Annotated in this window: 15 protein-coding genes; 5 read left to right on the top strand and 10 right to left on the bottom strand. The window is 73.5% G+C overall.

Going from position 1 to position 16,214, the window contains the following annotated elements:
* Positions 1-54: 54 nt before the first annotated feature.
* Both ABZS51_RS13035 and ABZS51_RS13030 read left to right on the top strand, forming a co-directional pair.
* Positions 55-1,449 carry a condensation domain-containing protein gene (locus ABZS51_RS13035; RefSeq protein ID WP_355439450.1) on the top strand — a complete coding sequence of 465 codons (1,395 nt, stop codon included), beginning with the start codon at positions 55-57 and terminating at the stop codon, positions 1,447-1,449.
* Positions 1,450-1,494: 45 nt separating this feature from the next.
* The gene (locus tag ABZS51_RS13030; protein ID WP_355439447.1) at positions 1,495-3,051 is read left to right on the top strand and encodes an amino acid adenylation domain-containing protein; all 1,557 of its coding nucleotides are present in this window, start codon (positions 1,495-1,497) and stop codon (positions 3,049-3,051) included.
* A 69-nt stretch (positions 3,052-3,120) separates the two neighbouring features.
* On the opposite strand, the gene ABZS51_RS13025 is transcribed toward ABZS51_RS13030, so the two are convergent.
* On the bottom strand, positions 3,121-3,378 hold the full coding sequence (locus tag ABZS51_RS13025) for a phosphopantetheine-binding protein (RefSeq protein ID WP_310713259.1): 258 nt from the start codon (positions 3,376-3,378) through the stop codon (positions 3,121-3,123).
* A gap of 212 nt (positions 3,379-3,590) precedes the next feature.
* Between ABZS51_RS13025 and ABZS51_RS13020 the strand changes: the two genes are divergently transcribed.
* The 3 genes from ABZS51_RS13020 to ABZS51_RS13010 all read left to right on the top strand — a co-directional run bounded on the left by ABZS51_RS13020 (position 3,591) and on the right by ABZS51_RS13010 (position 7,513).
* Positions 3,591-5,351 (top strand): condensation domain-containing protein, encoded by a 1,761-nt coding sequence (locus ABZS51_RS13020; protein WP_355439504.1) that lies wholly within the window; start codon positions 3,591-3,593, stop codon positions 5,349-5,351.
* Positions 5,352-5,434: 83 nt separating this feature from the next.
* Complete coding sequence (locus ABZS51_RS13015; RefSeq protein WP_355439443.1) at positions 5,435-6,337, top strand: LPD16 domain-containing protein; 903 nt, start codon at positions 5,435-5,437, stop codon at positions 6,335-6,337.
* A 6-nt stretch (positions 6,338-6,343) separates the two neighbouring features.
* Positions 6,344-7,513 (top strand): cysteine desulfurase family protein, encoded by a 1,170-nt coding sequence (locus ABZS51_RS13010; RefSeq protein WP_355439440.1) that lies wholly within the window; start codon positions 6,344-6,346, stop codon positions 7,511-7,513.
* A gap of 21 nt (positions 7,514-7,534) precedes the next feature.
* Here the strand turns inward: ABZS51_RS13010 and ABZS51_RS13005 are convergent, their stop codons facing one another.
* Genes ABZS51_RS13005 through ABZS51_RS12965 form a run of 9 tightly spaced genes read right to left on the bottom strand, consistent with a single transcriptional unit; the run spans position 7,535 to position 16,186 of the window.
* Positions 7,535-8,536 (bottom strand): hypothetical protein, encoded by a 1,002-nt coding sequence (locus ABZS51_RS13005; protein WP_310713252.1) that lies wholly within the window; start codon positions 8,534-8,536, stop codon positions 7,535-7,537.
* A 22-nt stretch (positions 8,537-8,558) separates the two neighbouring features.
* Positions 8,559-9,437: a glucose-1-phosphate thymidylyltransferase RfbA gene (gene rfbA, locus ABZS51_RS13000; RefSeq protein WP_355439437.1), complete on the bottom strand. Its 879-nt coding sequence runs from the start codon at positions 9,435-9,437 to the stop codon at positions 8,559-8,561.
* On the bottom strand, positions 9,434-10,390 hold the full coding sequence (gene rfbB, locus ABZS51_RS12995; protein WP_355439434.1) for a dTDP-glucose 4,6-dehydratase: 957 nt from the start codon (positions 10,388-10,390) through the stop codon (positions 9,434-9,436). Before rfbB ends, rfbA begins: the two co-directional genes overlap by 4 nt.
* 5 nt (positions 10,391-10,395) lie before the next feature.
* Entirely contained in the window at positions 10,396-11,580 is a 1,185-nt protein-coding gene (locus tag ABZS51_RS12990; RefSeq protein WP_355439431.1) for an ABC transporter permease, read from the bottom strand.
* The gene (locus ABZS51_RS12985) at positions 11,577-12,755 is read right to left on the bottom strand and encodes an ABC transporter permease (protein WP_310713248.1); all 1,179 of its coding nucleotides are present in this window, start codon (positions 12,753-12,755) and stop codon (positions 11,577-11,579) included. Before ABZS51_RS12985 ends, ABZS51_RS12990 begins: the two co-directional genes overlap by 4 nt.
* Positions 12,756-12,781: 26 nt before the next feature.
* On the bottom strand, positions 12,782-13,726 hold the full coding sequence (locus tag ABZS51_RS12980) for an ABC transporter ATP-binding protein (RefSeq protein ID WP_310713247.1): 945 nt from the start codon (positions 13,724-13,726) through the stop codon (positions 12,782-12,784).
* Entirely contained in the window at positions 13,723-14,820 is a 1,098-nt protein-coding gene (locus ABZS51_RS12975; RefSeq protein ID WP_355439427.1) for a right-handed parallel beta-helix repeat-containing protein, read from the bottom strand. Before ABZS51_RS12975 ends, ABZS51_RS12980 begins: the two co-directional genes overlap by 4 nt.
* Positions 14,808-15,338, bottom strand: coding sequence for a 4'-phosphopantetheinyl transferase superfamily protein (locus tag ABZS51_RS12970; protein WP_355439424.1), 531 nt, complete (start codon positions 15,336-15,338; stop codon positions 14,808-14,810). Before ABZS51_RS12970 ends, ABZS51_RS12975 begins: the two co-directional genes overlap by 13 nt.
* Complete coding sequence (locus ABZS51_RS12965) at positions 15,335-16,186, bottom strand: alpha/beta hydrolase (RefSeq protein WP_355439421.1); 852 nt, start codon at positions 16,184-16,186, stop codon at positions 15,335-15,337. The genes ABZS51_RS12970 and ABZS51_RS12965 overlap by 4 nt, the downstream gene beginning before the upstream one ends.
* Positions 16,187-16,214: the final 28 nt, after the last annotated feature.

Raw genomic sequence — 16,214 nt, 5'->3', positions numbered from 1 at the left:
ACGTTCGCCCGCGCAATGAATGACGGACGGAGAAAGCCGCCGGGAGGAGACCACATGTCCGTCGAGGCGCCTCTCAGCAACGGCCAGCTCTTCAGCTGGCGTGAGATCGAGCGGTATCCGGAGGACTGGCTGCACGAGGCGAACCTGGCGACGACATGGGACCTGCGCGGCCTGTCGAACGGGCAGGTCACGACCGCCCTGCGGCGGCTGGCCTACCGGCACGAGGCGCTGCGGACGACCTACCGTCCGGGCTGCGACCGTCCGGTCCAGGTGGTCCACGACGACGCGCCCCTGCCCGTCGAGACGGTGGACCGGGTCGTCACCGACCCCGCCGAGCACGAGCAGACGAAGGCGGAGCTGGTGGCGCGGCCGTTCGCCATGAGCGGCGACCTGAACTGGCGGGGCCGGCTGGTCCGCTCCCCCGACGGCGCGCCCCTCTACATCAGCCTGGCCTTCTCCCATCTCATCCTCGACCTGTGGTCGATCCACCACCTGCAGGACCAGTTCAAGGCGCTGGTGGCCGACCCGGACGCCACGGCCGCGAGGGGCCTCACCCCGCGCGAGCTGGCGCGGCGGCAGCGGGAGGAGGCGTGGCGGCCCCGGCAGGAGAGCTCCGAGCGGTACTGGCAGGACGTACTGGCCGAGGGGCTCATGGACCGGCTCCCCACGCTGCCGGCCCGCGTCAAGCGCAACCGGCTGGAGCTCACGCTGCACTCGCGGCGGCTCGGCGGGCTCGCGGCGGAGGCGGGCCGCCGGCACGGGGTCACCGCGCCGGCCGTGGTCATGGCGTTCATCGCCGCCGGGCTGGCCCGCCACCTGGGCACCGACCGGGTGACGATGAGCCTGATGTCCTCCAACCGGTTCGCCCAGGAGGACCAGCACAACGTGGGCACGATGAACCAGCTCATCCCCTTCGTCACCGGCGTGGACCCGGGCGCCACGCTCGCCGAGCACATCAGGCGGCTGCACTGGGCGGGCGCGAAGTCGTACCGGTACTCCTGCTACGACTTCGACCGCGTCGCCGAGCTGGCCGCGGGCGACGCGGCCAGGACCGGCCGGGACCCGGGGCACGACTGCTGGGTCAACCACCTGTTCCGGGCCTGGTTCAACTACATCCAGGTGGACCGCCGTCCTTCGGACCCGGCCGACCAGAGCCCGGCGGAGCTGGCCTGGACGCCGCTGGCGCAGCAGTACGGGCAGGCGTTCCGGGTGCGGGTGGCGGTGCAGGGTGGCCGTACCAGCGTGCTCATGCTGGCGGACCCGGACGTCCTGCCGGCGGAGGCGATGGTGGACATCATGCGGACGCTCGCGCTGGGCACGCAGCTCGCCGTCGCCGACCCTGACCGGCGGCTGGCCGACCTGTGGGAGGGGTCCGGCCGGTCCGGGCAGGACCTCCCGCCGTCGCTCTTCCCCCGCGACCTCCCCGACCCGCCGCGGCACCCCGGGTAGTCCCGGGAGCCCGGGACGGCCATGGAGACGACCATGGAGACGACTGTGGAACGCACCCTTGTGGAACGCACCCTCGTGGAACGCACCCTTCACCAGTGGTTCGCCGGCTCGGTGGCGCGCTTCGGCGACCGGGTGGCGCTGGAGGCGGGCGGCGCCCGCCACACCTACGCCGAGCTGGACGACCTGGCGGCGCGCCTGGCCGCGCGGATCCTGGCGTCCTGCCCCGGCGGGCGCCCGTCGCGGGTCGGCCTGTACGCGGCCCGCGACACCCTGGCCTACGCCGGGTACCTGGCCGTCCAGCGGATCGGCGCCACCGCGGTCCCCCTCAACCCCGCCATGCCCGCGGCGCGCAACCTCGCCGTCGCCGGGGCCGCCCGCCTGGACGTCGTCCTGGCCGACGCCGCCCGCGGCCCGCTGCCGCCGTTCCCCTCGCGAACACTCGCCGTCACCCTGGACGACCCGGGCGGCGACCGGGCGGAGCCACTGGCGCCGCCGGACGGGGTGGACGGGCTCGCCTATGTCCTGTTCACCTCGGGCTCGACCGGCGCGCCCAAGGGTGTGCCGCTGCGCCACCGCTCCGTCGGCGCGTACCTGTCGCACGTCGTCCCCCGCTACGGGCTGGGGCCGGGCGACCGGACGTCGCAGACGTTCGACCTGACCTTCGACCTGTCGGTCTTCGACATGTTCGCCACCTGGGGCGGCGGGGCGACGCTCGTCGTCCCGAGCCGGTACGACCTGCTCAAGCCGGTGGCGTTCGTGGCCAGGGAGCGGCTGACGCACTGGTTCTCGGTGCCGTCGGTGGTCTCGCTGGCGCTGCGCCTGCGCCGGCTGGCCCCGGGCTCGATGCCGTCGCTGCGCTGGAGCCTGTTCTGCGGCGAGCCGCTGACGCTGCGGCAGGCGGACGCGTGGCGGGAGGCGGCGCCGCACAGCGTGCTGGAGAACCTGTACGGCCCGACGGAGCTGACCATCTCCTGCGCCGAGTACCGCCTGCCCGCCGACCGGGCCCACTGGCCGGAGACGCCCAACGGCACCGTGCCGATCGGCCTGCCGTACCGGGGGGTGGAGCACGTGGTGCTGGACGCGGACGGCCGGCCGGCGGCGGAGGGCGAGCTGTGCCTGCGCGGCCAGCAGCGCTTCCCGGGGTACACGGACCCGGAGGTCAACGAGGGCCGCTTCGTCGCCTTCGACGGCGTCCGTGCGGTGCCCGCCCCGGCCGCCGCCACCATGGCCGGCGAGCTCTGGTACCGCACCGGCGACCGGGTCGCCTGGCGCGACGGGCTGCTCGTCCACCTCGGGCGGCTGGACCAGCAGGTGAAGATCTCGGGGCACCGGGTCGAGCTGGGCGAGGTGGAGGCCGCCCTGCGGGCCAGGCCCGGAGTGGACGAGGCCGTGGTCCTGGCGCTGCCCGGGGCGGACGGCGAGCTGGAGCTGGAGGCCGCCTGCACCGGGACGGCGCTCGACCCGGTGGCGCTGGTCAAGGGCGTCGCCGAGGTGCTGCCGGGCTACATGGTGCCGCGCGCGGTGACCGTGCTGGGCGAGCTGCCGCTCAACGCCAACGGGAAGGTGGACCGCCGCGCGCTGGCCACGACCCTGAAGCCCTGACAAGGGAGCCTGGAAAGGGAGAGGGCGGGGACCGGCGAAACCGGCCCCCGCCCTTCTGACGTCCGTGCGTCAGTGGACCGGCGGGAACGCCGGGAGCGTGGTCAGCGCCTGCCAGAGCGAGCCGACCGTGGCGAACGTCGTCTCGTCCAGGATCTCGTCGGGCAGCTCGACCGCGTAGCCGTTCTCGATGTCGACCAGCAGGCGCACGACGCCCATCGAGTCGAGGCCGAGACCGGCGAGCTCGTCCCGGGCGGAGAGCTCCGCCGCGTCCGCGTACGGCAGGTGCGCGCGCAGAAGGCTCTGGAACTGGTTCGGAATTTCAGACATCGTCATCCGCCGATCTGCCAGAAAAATCCATTCATACAAAGCTTCGGGGAATGGCGGAGCAGCGGTCAAGAAGGCCGGGAAAGAGCACGCTGGCAGCTTGTGGCGCGCCCAACATGCCAGCGCGGACCGCTTGTCACGGTCCCAGGAAAAGCCAATCCTCGGTTTGTTCGGTAGTCCGACTATCGCCGGCGGTGGAGGCCGAGTTGTCCACTGTGAGATCCGCGAACCTGTGCTGGGGGCAGCGCTACATGTGGCTGCGCGTCCACCAACTCCCGCCCGGGCACCAGCACGAGACGCACGTCGTCCTCACCTTCGACGTGCCCCCGGGTGTGACGCTCGCCCACTGCCGCGCGATGATCACCTCTCTGGTACGCCGGCACGAGACGCTGCGGACCACGTACCACCTCGACGCCGGAGAGCCCGGGACCGGGCCCGTGCAGCGGATCCACCCGCCGGGCGCCCTGAAGGTCATGGAGGTCACCGCGGAGCGGGACGGCACCGCCGCGCCCGCCGAAGTGATCGAGGAGCTGAGCACGCGGCCGTTCGACCTGGCCGGCGAGTGGCCCGTCCGGGCGGTCGTCATCACGGCGGGCGGCGTGGCCAAGCGCGCCGTCGTGGTGCTCAACCACCTGGCGGTGGACGTGTGGACGCTGGGCGAGCTGAAGCGGGAGCTGCGCACACAGGGCGCCGGTCTGGCCGCGCGCCGGCCCGCCACGCTCATGCCGGTCCGCCACCGGCCGTCGGACCTGGTCCGTCACGAGACGTCGGCCGACGCCACCGTGGTGGCCGCCCGCTCCGTCGCGTACTGGCAGGAGCAGGTCGCCGCGCTCCCCTCGGACCCCTTCGCCGCGCGCCGCCGGGAAGGCGCTGGACGCCGGGAAGGCGCTGAACGCCGGGAAGGCGCCGGCCGGGACCCCTTCGCCGCGCTCCGGGACGGCGCGGGTGCGACCGGTGAGCCGCCGGCCAGGCACGCGACGCTGACCTCCCCCGCCCTGCTGGAGGCCACCCGGCGGGTCGCCGCCCGGTACGGCGTGTGGCCGTCGCTGGTCCACCTTGCCGCCCACACCGCGCTGACCGCCGCCTACACCGGCCTGGACTCGGCCGGCCTCCTGTCGTTCGTCAGCAACCGCGAGTCCCACCCGTACCCGGACGTCCTGACCTGCATGTTCTCGCCGACGCTGGTGCGGGTGGACTGCTCCGGCGATCCCACGTTCGCCGAGCTGCTCGCCCGGGTGGCGGCCGCCTTCGAGCGGGCCAAGGAGCACTCCTACCTCCCCTACGACGAGGTGACCGAGCTGGTGTCCCGCGAGGGCTCGCGGCGTGGCCAGGCGGTGCGCCTCGGCTCGGAGGTCAACTTCATCAAGCAGCGCACCAAGGACTACGGGGGCCGGCGCACCGCCGTCGCCTGGCATCCGGTGCCGGAGGCGTGGGCGCACGCCGGGTCCGAGACGTACCTGCGGGTGGACGAGTGGCGCGACGCGGTCGCCGTGTCCCTTCAGGCGTCGTCCGCGGTCATGGACGGCGCGGCCGTGGAGGCGTTCCTGCGCGGCCACGAGGCCCTGATCCTCGCCTGCGACGACAGTGCGACGGCTGGTCCCCGCCTCGGTGACGTGGCCCGGCTGGCCGGGCTGCCCGATCCGCCGCTGGTGGCCGCTCCTGGGACGGCCGCGCTTCCCTCCTGGGACCGCGCCCCGGCCGACGAGGCCGCCCGCGCGCTCGCCGGCGCCGTGCGGCTCGTCCACGCGCTGCCCCCTCTCGACCTCTCCGACAGCTACACCCTCGCCGGAGGCCGCGCCCTGCGCATCCCCCGGGTGCTGGCCGAGCTGCGCGCGGGCGGCTGGGAGGGCCTGACCCTCCAGCAGCTCGCCGGACCGGTCCCGCTCGGCGTCCTCGCCGGCCTGCTCGTCCCGATCCGGCCGCTCGCGGATGACCACCGTCCATCAGATCTCATGCGCCTCGGAGTGAAGCCTTGACCATCCATCTCGCCACGCCTGAAGGCCGGGAGACGGTGTCCGGCTTCCCACCAGGACTGAAGCCTCAGCCTCAAGGAGTTTCGATGAACCACGCCGTCACCGACCGAGTGACCAAGACCCACCGGCTGGTCGCCTCCGAGCAGGAGCTCCGGGACGCGATCGCCCACGAGCTGCCCGCCTCCGAGCTCGGCGACCTCGTCGTCATGGGCGGGCACTTCATGCTGTTCGAGGACGAGGCCACCGGCCGGCTCGTGCCGGGCGTCGTCGAGGAGCAGAAGGACGAGACCATGCGCCGCCGCGTCGCCGGCCGCGTCGGCATCTTCCCCGGCTACACGTGGGAGCTGTCGCTCGACCTGCTCGGCGAGTACGCCGAGTCGGGGGTCTCCGGCCGGCTGCTGCTGCTGATCAACGACTGGCAGTACGTGCCGGCCCACGACCGCCCGGCCGGCGAGCTGCGGGCCGAGTTCTTCGAGCGGTTCACCACGCTGCCGACCTCGTACGAGAAGGCGCTGTGCGACTACGGCCTGCCGGCGGAGCTGGTGCTGCCGAGCCGCAAGCACCCGCTCGCCTTCCCCGAGACGTGGCTGAAGTACCGCTTCCAGAAGGCCGCCGACAAGTTCGTCAAGCAGGGGCTGCTGGAGAAGCGCTACCTCGACCCCGCCGGCGGCTCCGGGCGGCGCGACGCCGAGGTGGCGTTCGTGGACGCCGACGGCAACTACCGCACGCTGATCAGTTGCGGCATCACCGGCTGCGCGGGCGAGATCACCGAGATGGTGTCGGAGGTCCACAAGGCCGGCTACCGCAACCTGCTGATCTTCGCGCCCGGCGAGTGCCTCATGCCGGTCCAGACGGGCGTGGACATCGCGCTCAACCTGTACGGCCTGCCGGACATGCGCGTGGTGATCGCCGACCCGGGCGGCAGCGGCGAGACGTCCACCGACGAGATCTACGCCAAGCTCGTCACGGTCAGCACCCTGAGGAGCTGACGCGCCATGAAGGTCATCTACCTGGACGGCTGCGCCACCACCCGCGTCGACGACGAGGTGCTGGACGCGATGCTTCCGTACCTGCGTGAGGAGTTCGGCAACCCGTCGTCGCCGCACGTGCTCGGCAAGCGGGCCCGCCGGGCCGTGGACGCGGCGGCCGAATCGGTGGCGCGGCTGATCGGGGCCGACCCGGACGCGGTGCTGTTCACCTCCGGCGCGACCGAGAGCAACAACATCGCGCTGCTGGGCGCGTTCGGCCACGACGACCGGGCGCCGGTCAACGGGGTGTTCTGCCCGACCGACCACAAGTCGTCGCTGTCGATCGGGCGCGCGCTGGCGGCCCGCGGCGTGGACGCGCGGACCGTGCGGGTCGGCCGGGACGGCCAGGTGGACCTGGTGCACCTGGCCGAGCTGCTCGACCTGCACACGCGCGTGGCCACCGCCGCGTGGGTGAACAGCGAGATCGGCACCGTGCAGCCGGTCCACGCGATGGCCTCGATCTGCCACGACGTGGGCGCCCTGCTGCACGTGGACGCGGCGCAGGCGGCCGGCCGGGTGCCGGTCGCCGTGCGCGAGGCGGAGATCGACCTGCTGTCGCTGTCGGCGCACAAGCTGCGCGGCCCGAAGGGCGTCGGCGCCCTGTACGTCCGGCCGGAGATCCGGCACCGGCTGCGGCCGGTGATGTTCGGCGGCGGGCAGTACGAGCTGCGCAGCGGCACGATCCCCACCCACCTCGTGGTGGGCATGGGGAAGGCGGCGGAGCTGGCGCTGGCGCGGGCGGAGGCGGATCTGCGGCGGGTACGCGAGCTGCGCGCGACGGCGCTGGACATCCTCCTCGCGGGCATCCCCGGCGCGCGGCTCAACGGCGACCCCCGGGGCGGCGTGCCGCACGTGCTGAACGTGGTCCTGCCGGGGGTACGCGGCGAAAGCCTGGTCTCCAGCCTGACCACGGTCGCGCTGTCCACCGGGTCGGCGTGCAACTCCGGCTCCCAGGAGCCGTCGTACGTACTGACCGCCATCGGGGTGGAGGCGGAGGACGCCAACAGCTCGGTCCGGATCTGCCTGGACCCGCGGATGCCGTACGAGGACCTGGTGGCCGGCGTCGAGACGGTCGTCGAGCGGGCCCGGGCGCTGGCCGGGGTGGCCGCCGCGATGCGCGGTCACCAGGTCGTCTGAGATCTCTTCCACGGGTGGCGGTCAGCCGGCGTTGCGCAGGAAGCTCCTGGCCGCCGCCACCCCCGCCTGGAACCTGCTCGTCGCCTCCAGGTCGCGCATCAGCGAGGCGATGTGCCGGCGGCAGCTCCGGACCGACATGCCGAGCTTCCTGGCCACCACCTCGTCGGTGTAGCCCTTGGCCATCAGCGCGGCGATGGCCTGCTGGAGGTCGTCGGCCACGTCGGCGTAGCCGAACTCGATGCCCTCCAGCGGCGTGGCCATCTCCCACAGGTGGTTGAACAGGTCGAGGAAGAACTGCGCGATGCCGTGGTCGCGCACCCGCGCCACGTTCGCCTCCTCGCCGTTCGCCCCGAACATGACGACCAGCGACCGGTCGAAGACCACCGCCGAGCGCGGGATGTGGCTCAGCGTGTAGACGACGGCGCCGGCATCGGTCAGCCGCTTCATCCGCATCCGGGTGGACACGTCCCCGCGGTTGCGGTGCTGGCAGATGATGCGCACCACCACTCCCCGCGCCAGCAGCGTGAGGAACGTCTCCGACAGGTCGCCGGTCACGCCGCCGGACGCCTGGAGCACCAGCACTTCGTCGCGGCAGGCGTCGCCGGCCGTCTTCAGGAAGCCGCGCACCTCCATGGAGCCCACCAGGTAGTCCACGGCGCGCGGCGCGGTGCCCGCCTCCACCGCGGGGTAGTCCTGCTGGAACACCCCGATCCGCTCCCTGATCTGGTCGATCAGCTCGCGCCGCTGGTAGATCTCCCGCTCGACCGAGGACACCAGGGAGGCCGCGGCCAGCTCCGGGTCCACGGGCACGAACCGCAGGCCCGCGTTGTCGTCGATGCGGAGCAGCCGGCTCTCCACCAGGTGCTCCACCGCCTCGCGCACCTCGCGCACGGCCAGGCCGAGGTCCTCGGCCGCCGCCTCGACCGTCTCGATCGCGCCCTTGCGGGCGGCGTAGCGGTACACGTCCGTCACATGGTCGCCGCCGGCCGCCGAACGGCCGGTGAACAGTGCTGTCATGGTCATGGCTTGCCTCCTTGCTCACGAGTCACCGGGCGGCGAACTGCTCCGCCACGGAGATCACGTACTGGCCGTAGGCCGACTTCTCCAGCTCGACGCCCAGCCGGTGGCAGGCCTCCGCGTCGATGTAGCCCATCCGCAGGGCGATCTCCTCCAGGCACGCGATCCGGACGCCCTGCCGCTGCTCCAGGAGCTGGACGTACTGCCCGGCCTGGAGCAGCGACTCCGGGGTGCCGGCGTCGAGCCAGGCGAAGCCCCGGCCGAGGTCGACCAGCTTCGCCCGGCCCCGCTCCAGGTAGGCGCGGTTGACGTCGGTGATCTCCAGCTCGCCGCGCGCCGACGGGGAGAGGTTCTTCGCGATGTCGACCGCCTCGTTGTCGTACAGGTAGAAGCCGACGACCGCCCGGTTGGAGCGGGGCGCCGCGGGCTTCTCCTCGACGGACAGCAGCCGGCCGTCCGCGTCGGTCTCGGCGATGCCGTACCTCTCCGGGTCGCGCACCGGGTAGCCGAACAGCACGCAGCCGTCGATGTCGCGGCACTCCTGGCGGAGGATCTCCTGGAAGGAGTAGCCGTGGAAGACGTTGTCGCCGAGGATGAGGGCCACCGAGTCGTCGCCGATGTGGTCGGCCCCGATGACGAGCGCCTCGGCGATGCCGTTCGGCTCGTCCTGCTCGGTGTAGGTGATGCGCAGCCCGAGGTGGGAGCCGTCGCCGAGCAGGCGGCGGATCTGCGGCAGGTCCTCGGGCGTGGAGATGACCAGGATGTCCCGGATCTCGGCCAGCATCAGCACCGAGAGCGGGAAGTAGATGAGCGGCTTGTCGTTGACCGGCAGCAACTGCTTGGACACCGCCAGCGTCGTGGGCAGCAGCCGCGTGCCCCTGCCCCCGGCGAGCAAGATGCCCTTCATGTGACCCCCTTGTGTCTGGTGCGGTACCACGCGACGGTCTCGGCCAGCCCTTCGGCGAAGGGCACCCGCGGGCGGTAGCCGAGGCCGCGGAGCTTGGAGTCGTCCAGGGAGTACCTCCGATCGTGACCGGGCCGGTCGGCGACGCGGCGGACCAGCTCGGGCCCGGCGCCGCACTCCCGCAGCAGCATCGCGGTGAGCTCCCTGTTGGTCAGCTCGGTGCCGCCGCCGATGTGGTGGACCTCGCCGGCCAGGCCCTTCTCGACGACCTGGTGGACGCCGCGGCAGTGGTCGTCCACGTGGATCCACTCGCGGACGTTGCCGCCGTCGCCGTACAGCGGGACGGGCCGGCCGGCCAGCAGGTTCGTGACGAACAGCGGGATGAGCTTCTCGGGGTACTGGCGCGGGCCGTAGGTGTTGCCGCAGCGGGTGACGCGCACGTCCATGCCGTGGGTGCGGGCGTACGCGAGCGCCATCAGGTCGCCGGCGGCCTTCGAGGCGGCGTACGGCGAGTTGGGCCGGAGCGGGCTGTCCTCGCCCCATGAGCCGGTGTCGATGGAGCCGTACACCTCGTCGGTGGAGACCTGGACGAACGTGGGCACGTCCGCGTCGAGGGCGGCCCGCAGCAGCGTCTCGACACCCGCGACGTTGGTGCGGACGAACCGGTCGGCGGCGGCGATCGAACGGTCCACGTGGCTCTCGGCGGCGAAGTTGACGACGAGGTCGTGCCTCGGCATGAGGGAGGAGACGAGCGCGGCGTCGGCGATGTCGCCGCGGACGAACGTCAGCCGCGGCCCGCCCAGGACCGGCTCCAGGTTGGCGACGTCGCCGGCATAGGTGAGCGCGTCCAGCACGGTCACCTCGGCGCCGTCCCAGCCGGGGTAGGCGCCGCCGAGCAGGTTCGCGACGTACGCGGAGCCGACGAAGCCGGCCGCTCCCGTGACGAGGACCCGCATGGCGCTCACCCCAGGGCCCGGGTGCGGCGGCTGAACAGGACGAGGGAGGCGCCCAGCAGCAGGACGGCCATCCCGGCGAGCACGGCGAGCTGCGGCAGCACCGCGCCGATGCCCGTGCCGGGCACGGCCAGCGCCAGCAGCGCGTCCATGCCCCACGCGTGCGGGAACAGGTGGCCGACGGCGTTGATCAGGTCGCCCGAGGACTCCCGCGGCCACAGGCAGCCGCCCAGCATGCCGAGCACGACGCCGAGCGGCGGGCCGATGGCCGGGGCCTGGTCGGGGGTGCGCAGCAGCGTACCGACGAGGATCGCCGCGCCGGTCGCGACCAGCGCGAACGTCCCCACGACCGCCGCCACTCCGAGCGGGTCGCCCCAGCGGACGCCGAACGCGAGCGAGCTCACCACCATGATCAGCGTGGCCTGGGCGATGGCCACGAGGAACCGGCTCAGCGCCTCGCCGAGCAGCACCGACCGCCGCCGCACGGGGGCGGTCAGCGCCCGCTGGAGCATGCCGAGCCGGCGGCTCTCCACCAGCGCGGCGGCCACGGCCATGGAGTTGATGAAGGTGAACAGCAGCAGGTTCGCGGGGGCGGTGTAGGCGAAGCCACGGGGGTCGCCGGCCGAGGTGGAGCTGTCGGTCACGGCGACGCGGCCGGACTCGGCCTGCGCCTGCCGTACGTAGCGGGCGGCCTGCTCCGGGGTGGCGCCCGCGGTCCTGGCGGCGCGGGTGGCCTCCTCGACGGCGGCGACCTTGCCCACGGCGACGTCGATGGCGCTGCGGGCTGCCATGCCGCTGCCGTTGGTCTCGGTGACGACCAGGTCCAGCTTCGTGGAGCCGGCCGGGATGACCAGGCCCGCCGCGAGCGAGCCCTCCCGCACGCCGGAGCGCAGGTCGGCGGCGGAGGTCATGGTGGTGACCTCCAGGTCGGGGTGGCGGCGCAGCTCGGCCAGCAGCGCGGTCGTCACCGGTCCGGAGTCCTCGGCGACCACGCCGACCGGCAGCCGGGACGAGCCCGCCGTGCCGCCGCCGAGCGCCATGCCGACGAAGACGATGGAGACGAACGGCATGACGACCATGAAGAACAGGCCGACGCGGTCGCGGGTGTGGCGGCGCAGGTTCGCGGCCACGAGCGCCAGCACGGGCCGCGGCCGCAGCTTCTCGGCCTCCACGGGCACGTCCACGGGGGTCATAACAGCAGTCCTCTCCGGAAGCCGAGGACGGCTAGGCCGCCCGCCGCCAGCGCGATCCCGCACAGCACGCCCACCGGCAGGGCCACGGCCGCGAGGCCCGCGCCCGAGCCGGCCAGCTCGGTCAGCGCCTTGGACGTCCAGCCGTTCGGGGTGAGCAGCGCGACCGTCTGGAGCGCGCCGGGCAGGTTGTAGATCGGCACCAGGCTGCCGCCGAAGAACGCCATCACGAACGACACGACCATGATCACGCCGTCGGCCTGGGCGTCGGTCCTGACCCGGCTGGTCACCAGCATGGTGATCGCCGCGGCGGCCAGCACGTGCGTGACCAGCACCACGGCCACGGCCGCCGGGTCGCCCCACGTGGAGCCGAAGATGAGCACCGAGGCGCCCCAGTTGAGGAACACCCCGACGACGGCCAGCGCGAAGCCGACCACGGCCTTGCCGGCGACCGGCACCCAGGCCGCGACCGGGGCCGCGCGGATCCGGTCGAGCGTGCCGAGCTTCCGCTCGGTCAGCAGCCCCCGGAACGACGCCCCCACGACGAAGAACGCGAACAGCGCCGCCATGCCGGAGCCGTAGTAGACCGACAGGTCGATCTTGCCGCCGGCCAGCGGGTCGTCGGCCAGGCTGAGGGCGGCACCGGCCGCGCCGTTCCGCTCCACCAGCTCCTTGACCTGGTCACCGGGCACCCCGGCGCGCAGCACGGCCCGTACGGCGAGGGTGCGGGCGTCCACCACGGCCGAGATGCGGTCCACGATGGCCCCCGCCACCACGCCGGCCAGCGGCGACTCGGGCGTCTTCAGCACCGCCACGTCGCCCCCCTTGCCGGCTCCCACGCTCTGACTGAACCCGGCCGGGAACACGATCGCCGACCCGATGGCGCCCGAGTCCAGCGCCCGCCGGGCCTCGTCCCTGCTCGGCAGGTCGCGCAGCGTCACGGATCCCTTCAGCTCCTTGGCGGCCAGCACCTCGCGCCGCACGCTCGCCGGGAACTCGCCGCCGTCCAGGTCCACGAAGCCCACCGTGGCCTTGAGCGGCGGGTCGTCGCCGCCCAGGGCGAGGCCGAACAGGGTCGCCAGCGTCACCGGCACGATCAGCGCGATCACGATCGCCGTGCCGTCGCGCAACCGGGCGCGCAGCTCCAGCGCGCTCACCGTCCACATCGCCCGCCACATGGCCCGTCCCCTTTCCGACCCCATCGTCAGTCCCTGAGTGTGCTGCCGGTGAGGTGCAGGAATGTGGCCTCCAGGTCGGGCTCGATGACCTGGGTGGCCGTGACGGTGGCGCTGCCCTCCACCGCGGTGATCAGGGCCGGCAGCAGGTACCTGCCGCCCTCGGCGATCAGCCGTACCGACGAGGCGCCCGTCCGGGCCGCCTCCACCACGCCCTCGACGGCGCGCAGCTTGGCGAAGGCCGTCTCCACGTCCCCGTCGAGCACCAGCTCCACCTTGTCGGCGCTGCCGACCAGGGAGACCAGCTCGTGGCGGGTGCCGTCGGCGATGATCCGGCCGTGGTCGATGATCGCCGCGCGGTCGCAGACGCGCTCGATCTCCTCCATGTAGTGGGAGGTGTACAGCAGCGCCATGCCGTCCTGGACCAGGCGCTCCACGCCGTCGAGGATGGCCTTGCGGCTCTGCGGGTCGACGCCGACGGTCGGCTCGTCCAGGATCAGCACCTCGGGCCGGTGCAGCAGCGCGGCGCCGATGTTGATGCGGCGCTTCATGCCTCCGGAGTACGTGCTGAGCTTCGTGTCGGCCCGGTCGGTCAGGCCGATGAGGCCGAGCACCTCGTCGATGCGCGCCGCCAGCCGCCGGCGCGACAGGCCGAACAGGCGGCCGAAGAAGCGCAGGTTCTCCCGGCCGGTCAGCTCCGGGTAGAGGGCGATCTCCTGGGGGACGTACCCGATCCTCGCCTTGGCGCGGGTCGGTTCGGCCGCCAGGTCCACGCCGCCGACCAGCACGGTGCCGGAGTCGGGGCGCAGCAGGCCGACGAGCATGGAGATCGTGGTGGTCTTGCCGGCGCCGTTGGGGCCCAGCAGCCCGTACGCCTGGCCGGGCGCGATGGCGAAGCCGACGTCCTCGACGGCGACGACGTCGCCGTAGCGCTTGCTCAACCCCTGGCAGGACAGGGCGGCCGGCGCGGTCATCGGCGCCACCCCCCGGCTGCGTCGTCGCGGTCCAGGAGCTCGGCCGGGTCGCCCTTGCCGGCCACGTTCCCGGCGCAGGTCTGCCGGGCCAGGTCAGCGCCGAGCTGGAAGTCGAGCGGGGTGTTGCCGGTGATCCGGTTCCACAGGACGTGGTTGTCCAGGGCGTCGTCGCCGCCCCAGTCCTTGGAGGAGCCGATGACGAAGCCCGCGCCCATGACGGACTCGCCGCTCGGGTGGTTGTCGTGGATGTGGTTGTCGACGACGGTGACCCGATGCGTGCCGATGAGCGCGAGGCCGACACCGGAGATGGGCGGCCCGGCCGCGCCCAGCCCGTCGGGCTCCGCCCCGGCTGCCAGGTCGTTGCCGTGCAGGTCGTTGCCCGCCACCAGGCAGTCCCGGACGCCGCCCGCCGGCTCGCCCTCGTACACCTGGTTGAGCAGGAGCATGCCGATCGCGTTGCCGTGGCAGTCGTTGCGCACCACCCGGGTGCCCGACGAGTTGTCGATGAAGATCCCGAAGGCGTTGGCGGTCGTCTCGTTGTCCGCGACCAGGCCGTCCGAGTCGGGGCAGAAGCTCAGCGCGACGCCGCCGTACTGGCTGCCGGAGGCGCGGCAGCCGGTCACCTCGCAGCCGCTGGACTCCCGCAGGTAGACACCCCAGACGGCGTTGCCGCGGGCCTCCACGTCGCGGACGCTCACCCCGGCGACCGAGTGCGCGTAGACGCCGGCGCCGGTGAACCCGGCGACGGTCAGCCCCTCGACGCGCACGCCCGCGACCGCGTCGCCGAAGACGGTGACGCCGCTGACGACGTCCTCGGTGGCGTCGTGCAGCCTCGGCACGTCCGCCGGGACGCCGCCGCCGGGCGCCAGCACGGTCCGGCCGGGGCCGGCGCCGGTCAGCGACACGCCGCCGTGCCGGATCCACACGCTCTCGGTGTACGTGCCCTCCGTCAGCACGACGCTCGCTCCCGGACCGGCCTCGTCCAGCGCCCGCTGGATCGACTCCCCCGGTCCCACCGTCCTCACCTCGGCCGTCCTCACCTCGGCCGTCCTCACCTCGGCCGGCCTCACCTGGGCCGTCCTCACCTGGGACATCGGGCACTTCCCTTCCTGTCGACGTAGACGATCGCCAGCGCTGCGGACAGCCCGCCCCCGCTCCCCCACCGAGCCACCCCGGCCACCTCGGCGGGCTCGCCCGCATGGAGGCGCTGCAGGGCCGCGTCGCGGGAGGCGCCGCGGACCGCGTACGCGGCGCACCCGTCCAGCCGGACGCCGGTCGAGGCGGCCAGCTCGGCGGCGGCCTCGTCCAGCAGGCGGAGCGCCCAGGCGTCCGGCGCCGCGGCCACCGCCTCGAAGTCGTGCCACGCGAACCCCGTCGCCCGCCCGCCGACCGCCTTGATCAGGCACTCCTTGACGGCGAACGCCGGAGCCTCGGGGGCGGCCTCCCGCTCGGCCGCGGTGGTGACGTGCCGCGCGAACACCTCGCCGCCCCGCTCCACCGCCCGCGCCAGCCGCCCGGCCTCCACGATGTCCACGCCGAGGAGCACGGCCGGCTCGCCGGGCGCGGGCGCGGCGGCCCGGGGAGGGGCGGCGGGGGCGACGACGGCGCTCATGCCAGGGCACCAGCGCAGCGCGTCACGAACGACTCCAGGGCCCCGGTGTACTCCTCGGCCCGCTCGACCATCGGGATGTGCCCGCTGCCCTCCACGACCAGCACCTCGTTGCCCGGATAGTCGGCCAGCAGCTCCAGCCACGGGTCCACGGGCGTCATCCGGTCGTGCCGCCCCCAGGCGTACAGGGACGGGCACCGCACCTTGTCCATCGCGGGACGCACCGAGTAGCGGCGGGTGGCCTTGAGGCTGCGCGCCATGCTCACCATGGCCTCGGGGCGGCGCAGCATCTCGCCCACCTCGGACATCCGCTCGTCGGAGAACAGGCTGCGACCGCCATGGAAGAGCGCGGCCACCATCCGCTCGCCGAACTCGTCACCGAACGGCCGCACACTGCCCCGCCGGTCGAAGCTGAGCCCGACGTCGGGGTCGGCGGTGAGGCCGGGCGCGCCGCTCACGACGATGCCCCGGACCCGGTCGGGGTACCGGCCCGCCAGGTCGATGGCGACAAGACCGCCGAGGGAGTTGGCGCAGACGATGACGTCGTCCGCTCCGGCGGCGTCGCAGGCGCGCAGCAGCGCGTCGCCCAGCTGCTCGATCGACCCGGCCACCTGCCGGTCGAGGGCGCAGATCGCCTCGTGCGTACGGATCACCGGCCACCCGGCCGCCCCGAGGCGCCGGTACGGGTGCTCCCAGATCCAGCCACCCGCGAACAGCGCGGACATGAACGCCACCGCGGGCCTGCCGTCGCCGCCCCTGAGCCCGCCGGCGGCGTGCCCGGCGTCGCCGGGCGGCTCCGGGACGGAGCCGGTCCTGTCGCCGATCCTGTACTCGGCGGTGAAGTCGATCATCAGGTGCTCCCGTGGTTCGCGAGGGTGG

The organism is Nonomuraea sp. NPDC005501, from assembly GCF_040605905.1.
Taxonomy (GTDB): Bacteria; Actinomycetota; Actinomycetes; order Streptosporangiales; family Streptosporangiaceae; genus Nonomuraea.
Note: the sequence above shows the minus strand (reverse complement) of the source record. Positions and strands in the feature narration are given on the sequence as shown.

Excerpts from the sequence above, each read along its gene's own strand:
- ABZS51_RS13035 (WP_355439450.1), top strand. The coding sequence starts at position 55 with ATGTCCGTCGAGGCGCCTCTCAGCAACGGCCAGCTCTTCAGCTGGCGT.
- ABZS51_RS13025 (WP_310713259.1), bottom strand. The coding sequence starts at position 3,378 with ATGTCTGAAATTCCGAACCAGTTCCAGAGCCTTCTGCGCGCGCACCTG.
- ABZS51_RS13015 (WP_355439443.1), top strand. The coding sequence starts at position 5,435 with ATGAACCACGCCGTCACCGACCGAGTGACCAAGACCCACCGGCTGGTC.
- ABZS51_RS13010 (WP_355439440.1), top strand. The coding sequence starts at position 6,344 with ATGAAGGTCATCTACCTGGACGGCTGCGCCACCACCCGCGTCGACGAC.
- ABZS51_RS13005 (WP_310713252.1), bottom strand. The coding sequence starts at position 8,536 with ATGACCATGACAGCACTGTTCACCGGCCGTTCGGCGGCCGGCGGCGAC.
- rfbA (WP_355439437.1), bottom strand. The coding sequence starts at position 9,437 with ATGAAGGGCATCTTGCTCGCCGGGGGCAGGGGCACGCGGCTGCTGCCC.
- rfbB (WP_355439434.1), bottom strand. The coding sequence starts at position 10,390 with ATGCGGGTCCTCGTCACGGGAGCGGCCGGCTTCGTCGGCTCCGCGTAC.
- ABZS51_RS12990 (WP_355439431.1), bottom strand. The coding sequence starts at position 11,580 with ATGACCCCCGTGGACGTGCCCGTGGAGGCCGAGAAGCTGCGGCCGCGG.
- ABZS51_RS12985 (WP_310713248.1), bottom strand. The coding sequence starts at position 12,755 with ATGTGGCGGGCGATGTGGACGGTGAGCGCGCTGGAGCTGCGCGCCCGG.
- ABZS51_RS12980 (WP_310713247.1), bottom strand. The coding sequence starts at position 13,726 with ATGACCGCGCCGGCCGCCCTGTCCTGCCAGGGGTTGAGCAAGCGCTAC.
- ABZS51_RS12975 (WP_355439427.1), bottom strand. The coding sequence starts at position 14,820 with ATGTCCCAGGTGAGGACGGCCCAGGTGAGGCCGGCCGAGGTGAGGACG.
- ABZS51_RS12970 (WP_355439424.1), bottom strand. The coding sequence starts at position 15,338 with ATGAGCGCCGTCGTCGCCCCCGCCGCCCCTCCCCGGGCCGCCGCGCCC.
- ABZS51_RS12965 (WP_355439421.1), bottom strand. The coding sequence starts at position 16,186 with ATGATCGACTTCACCGCCGAGTACAGGATCGGCGACAGGACCGGCTCC.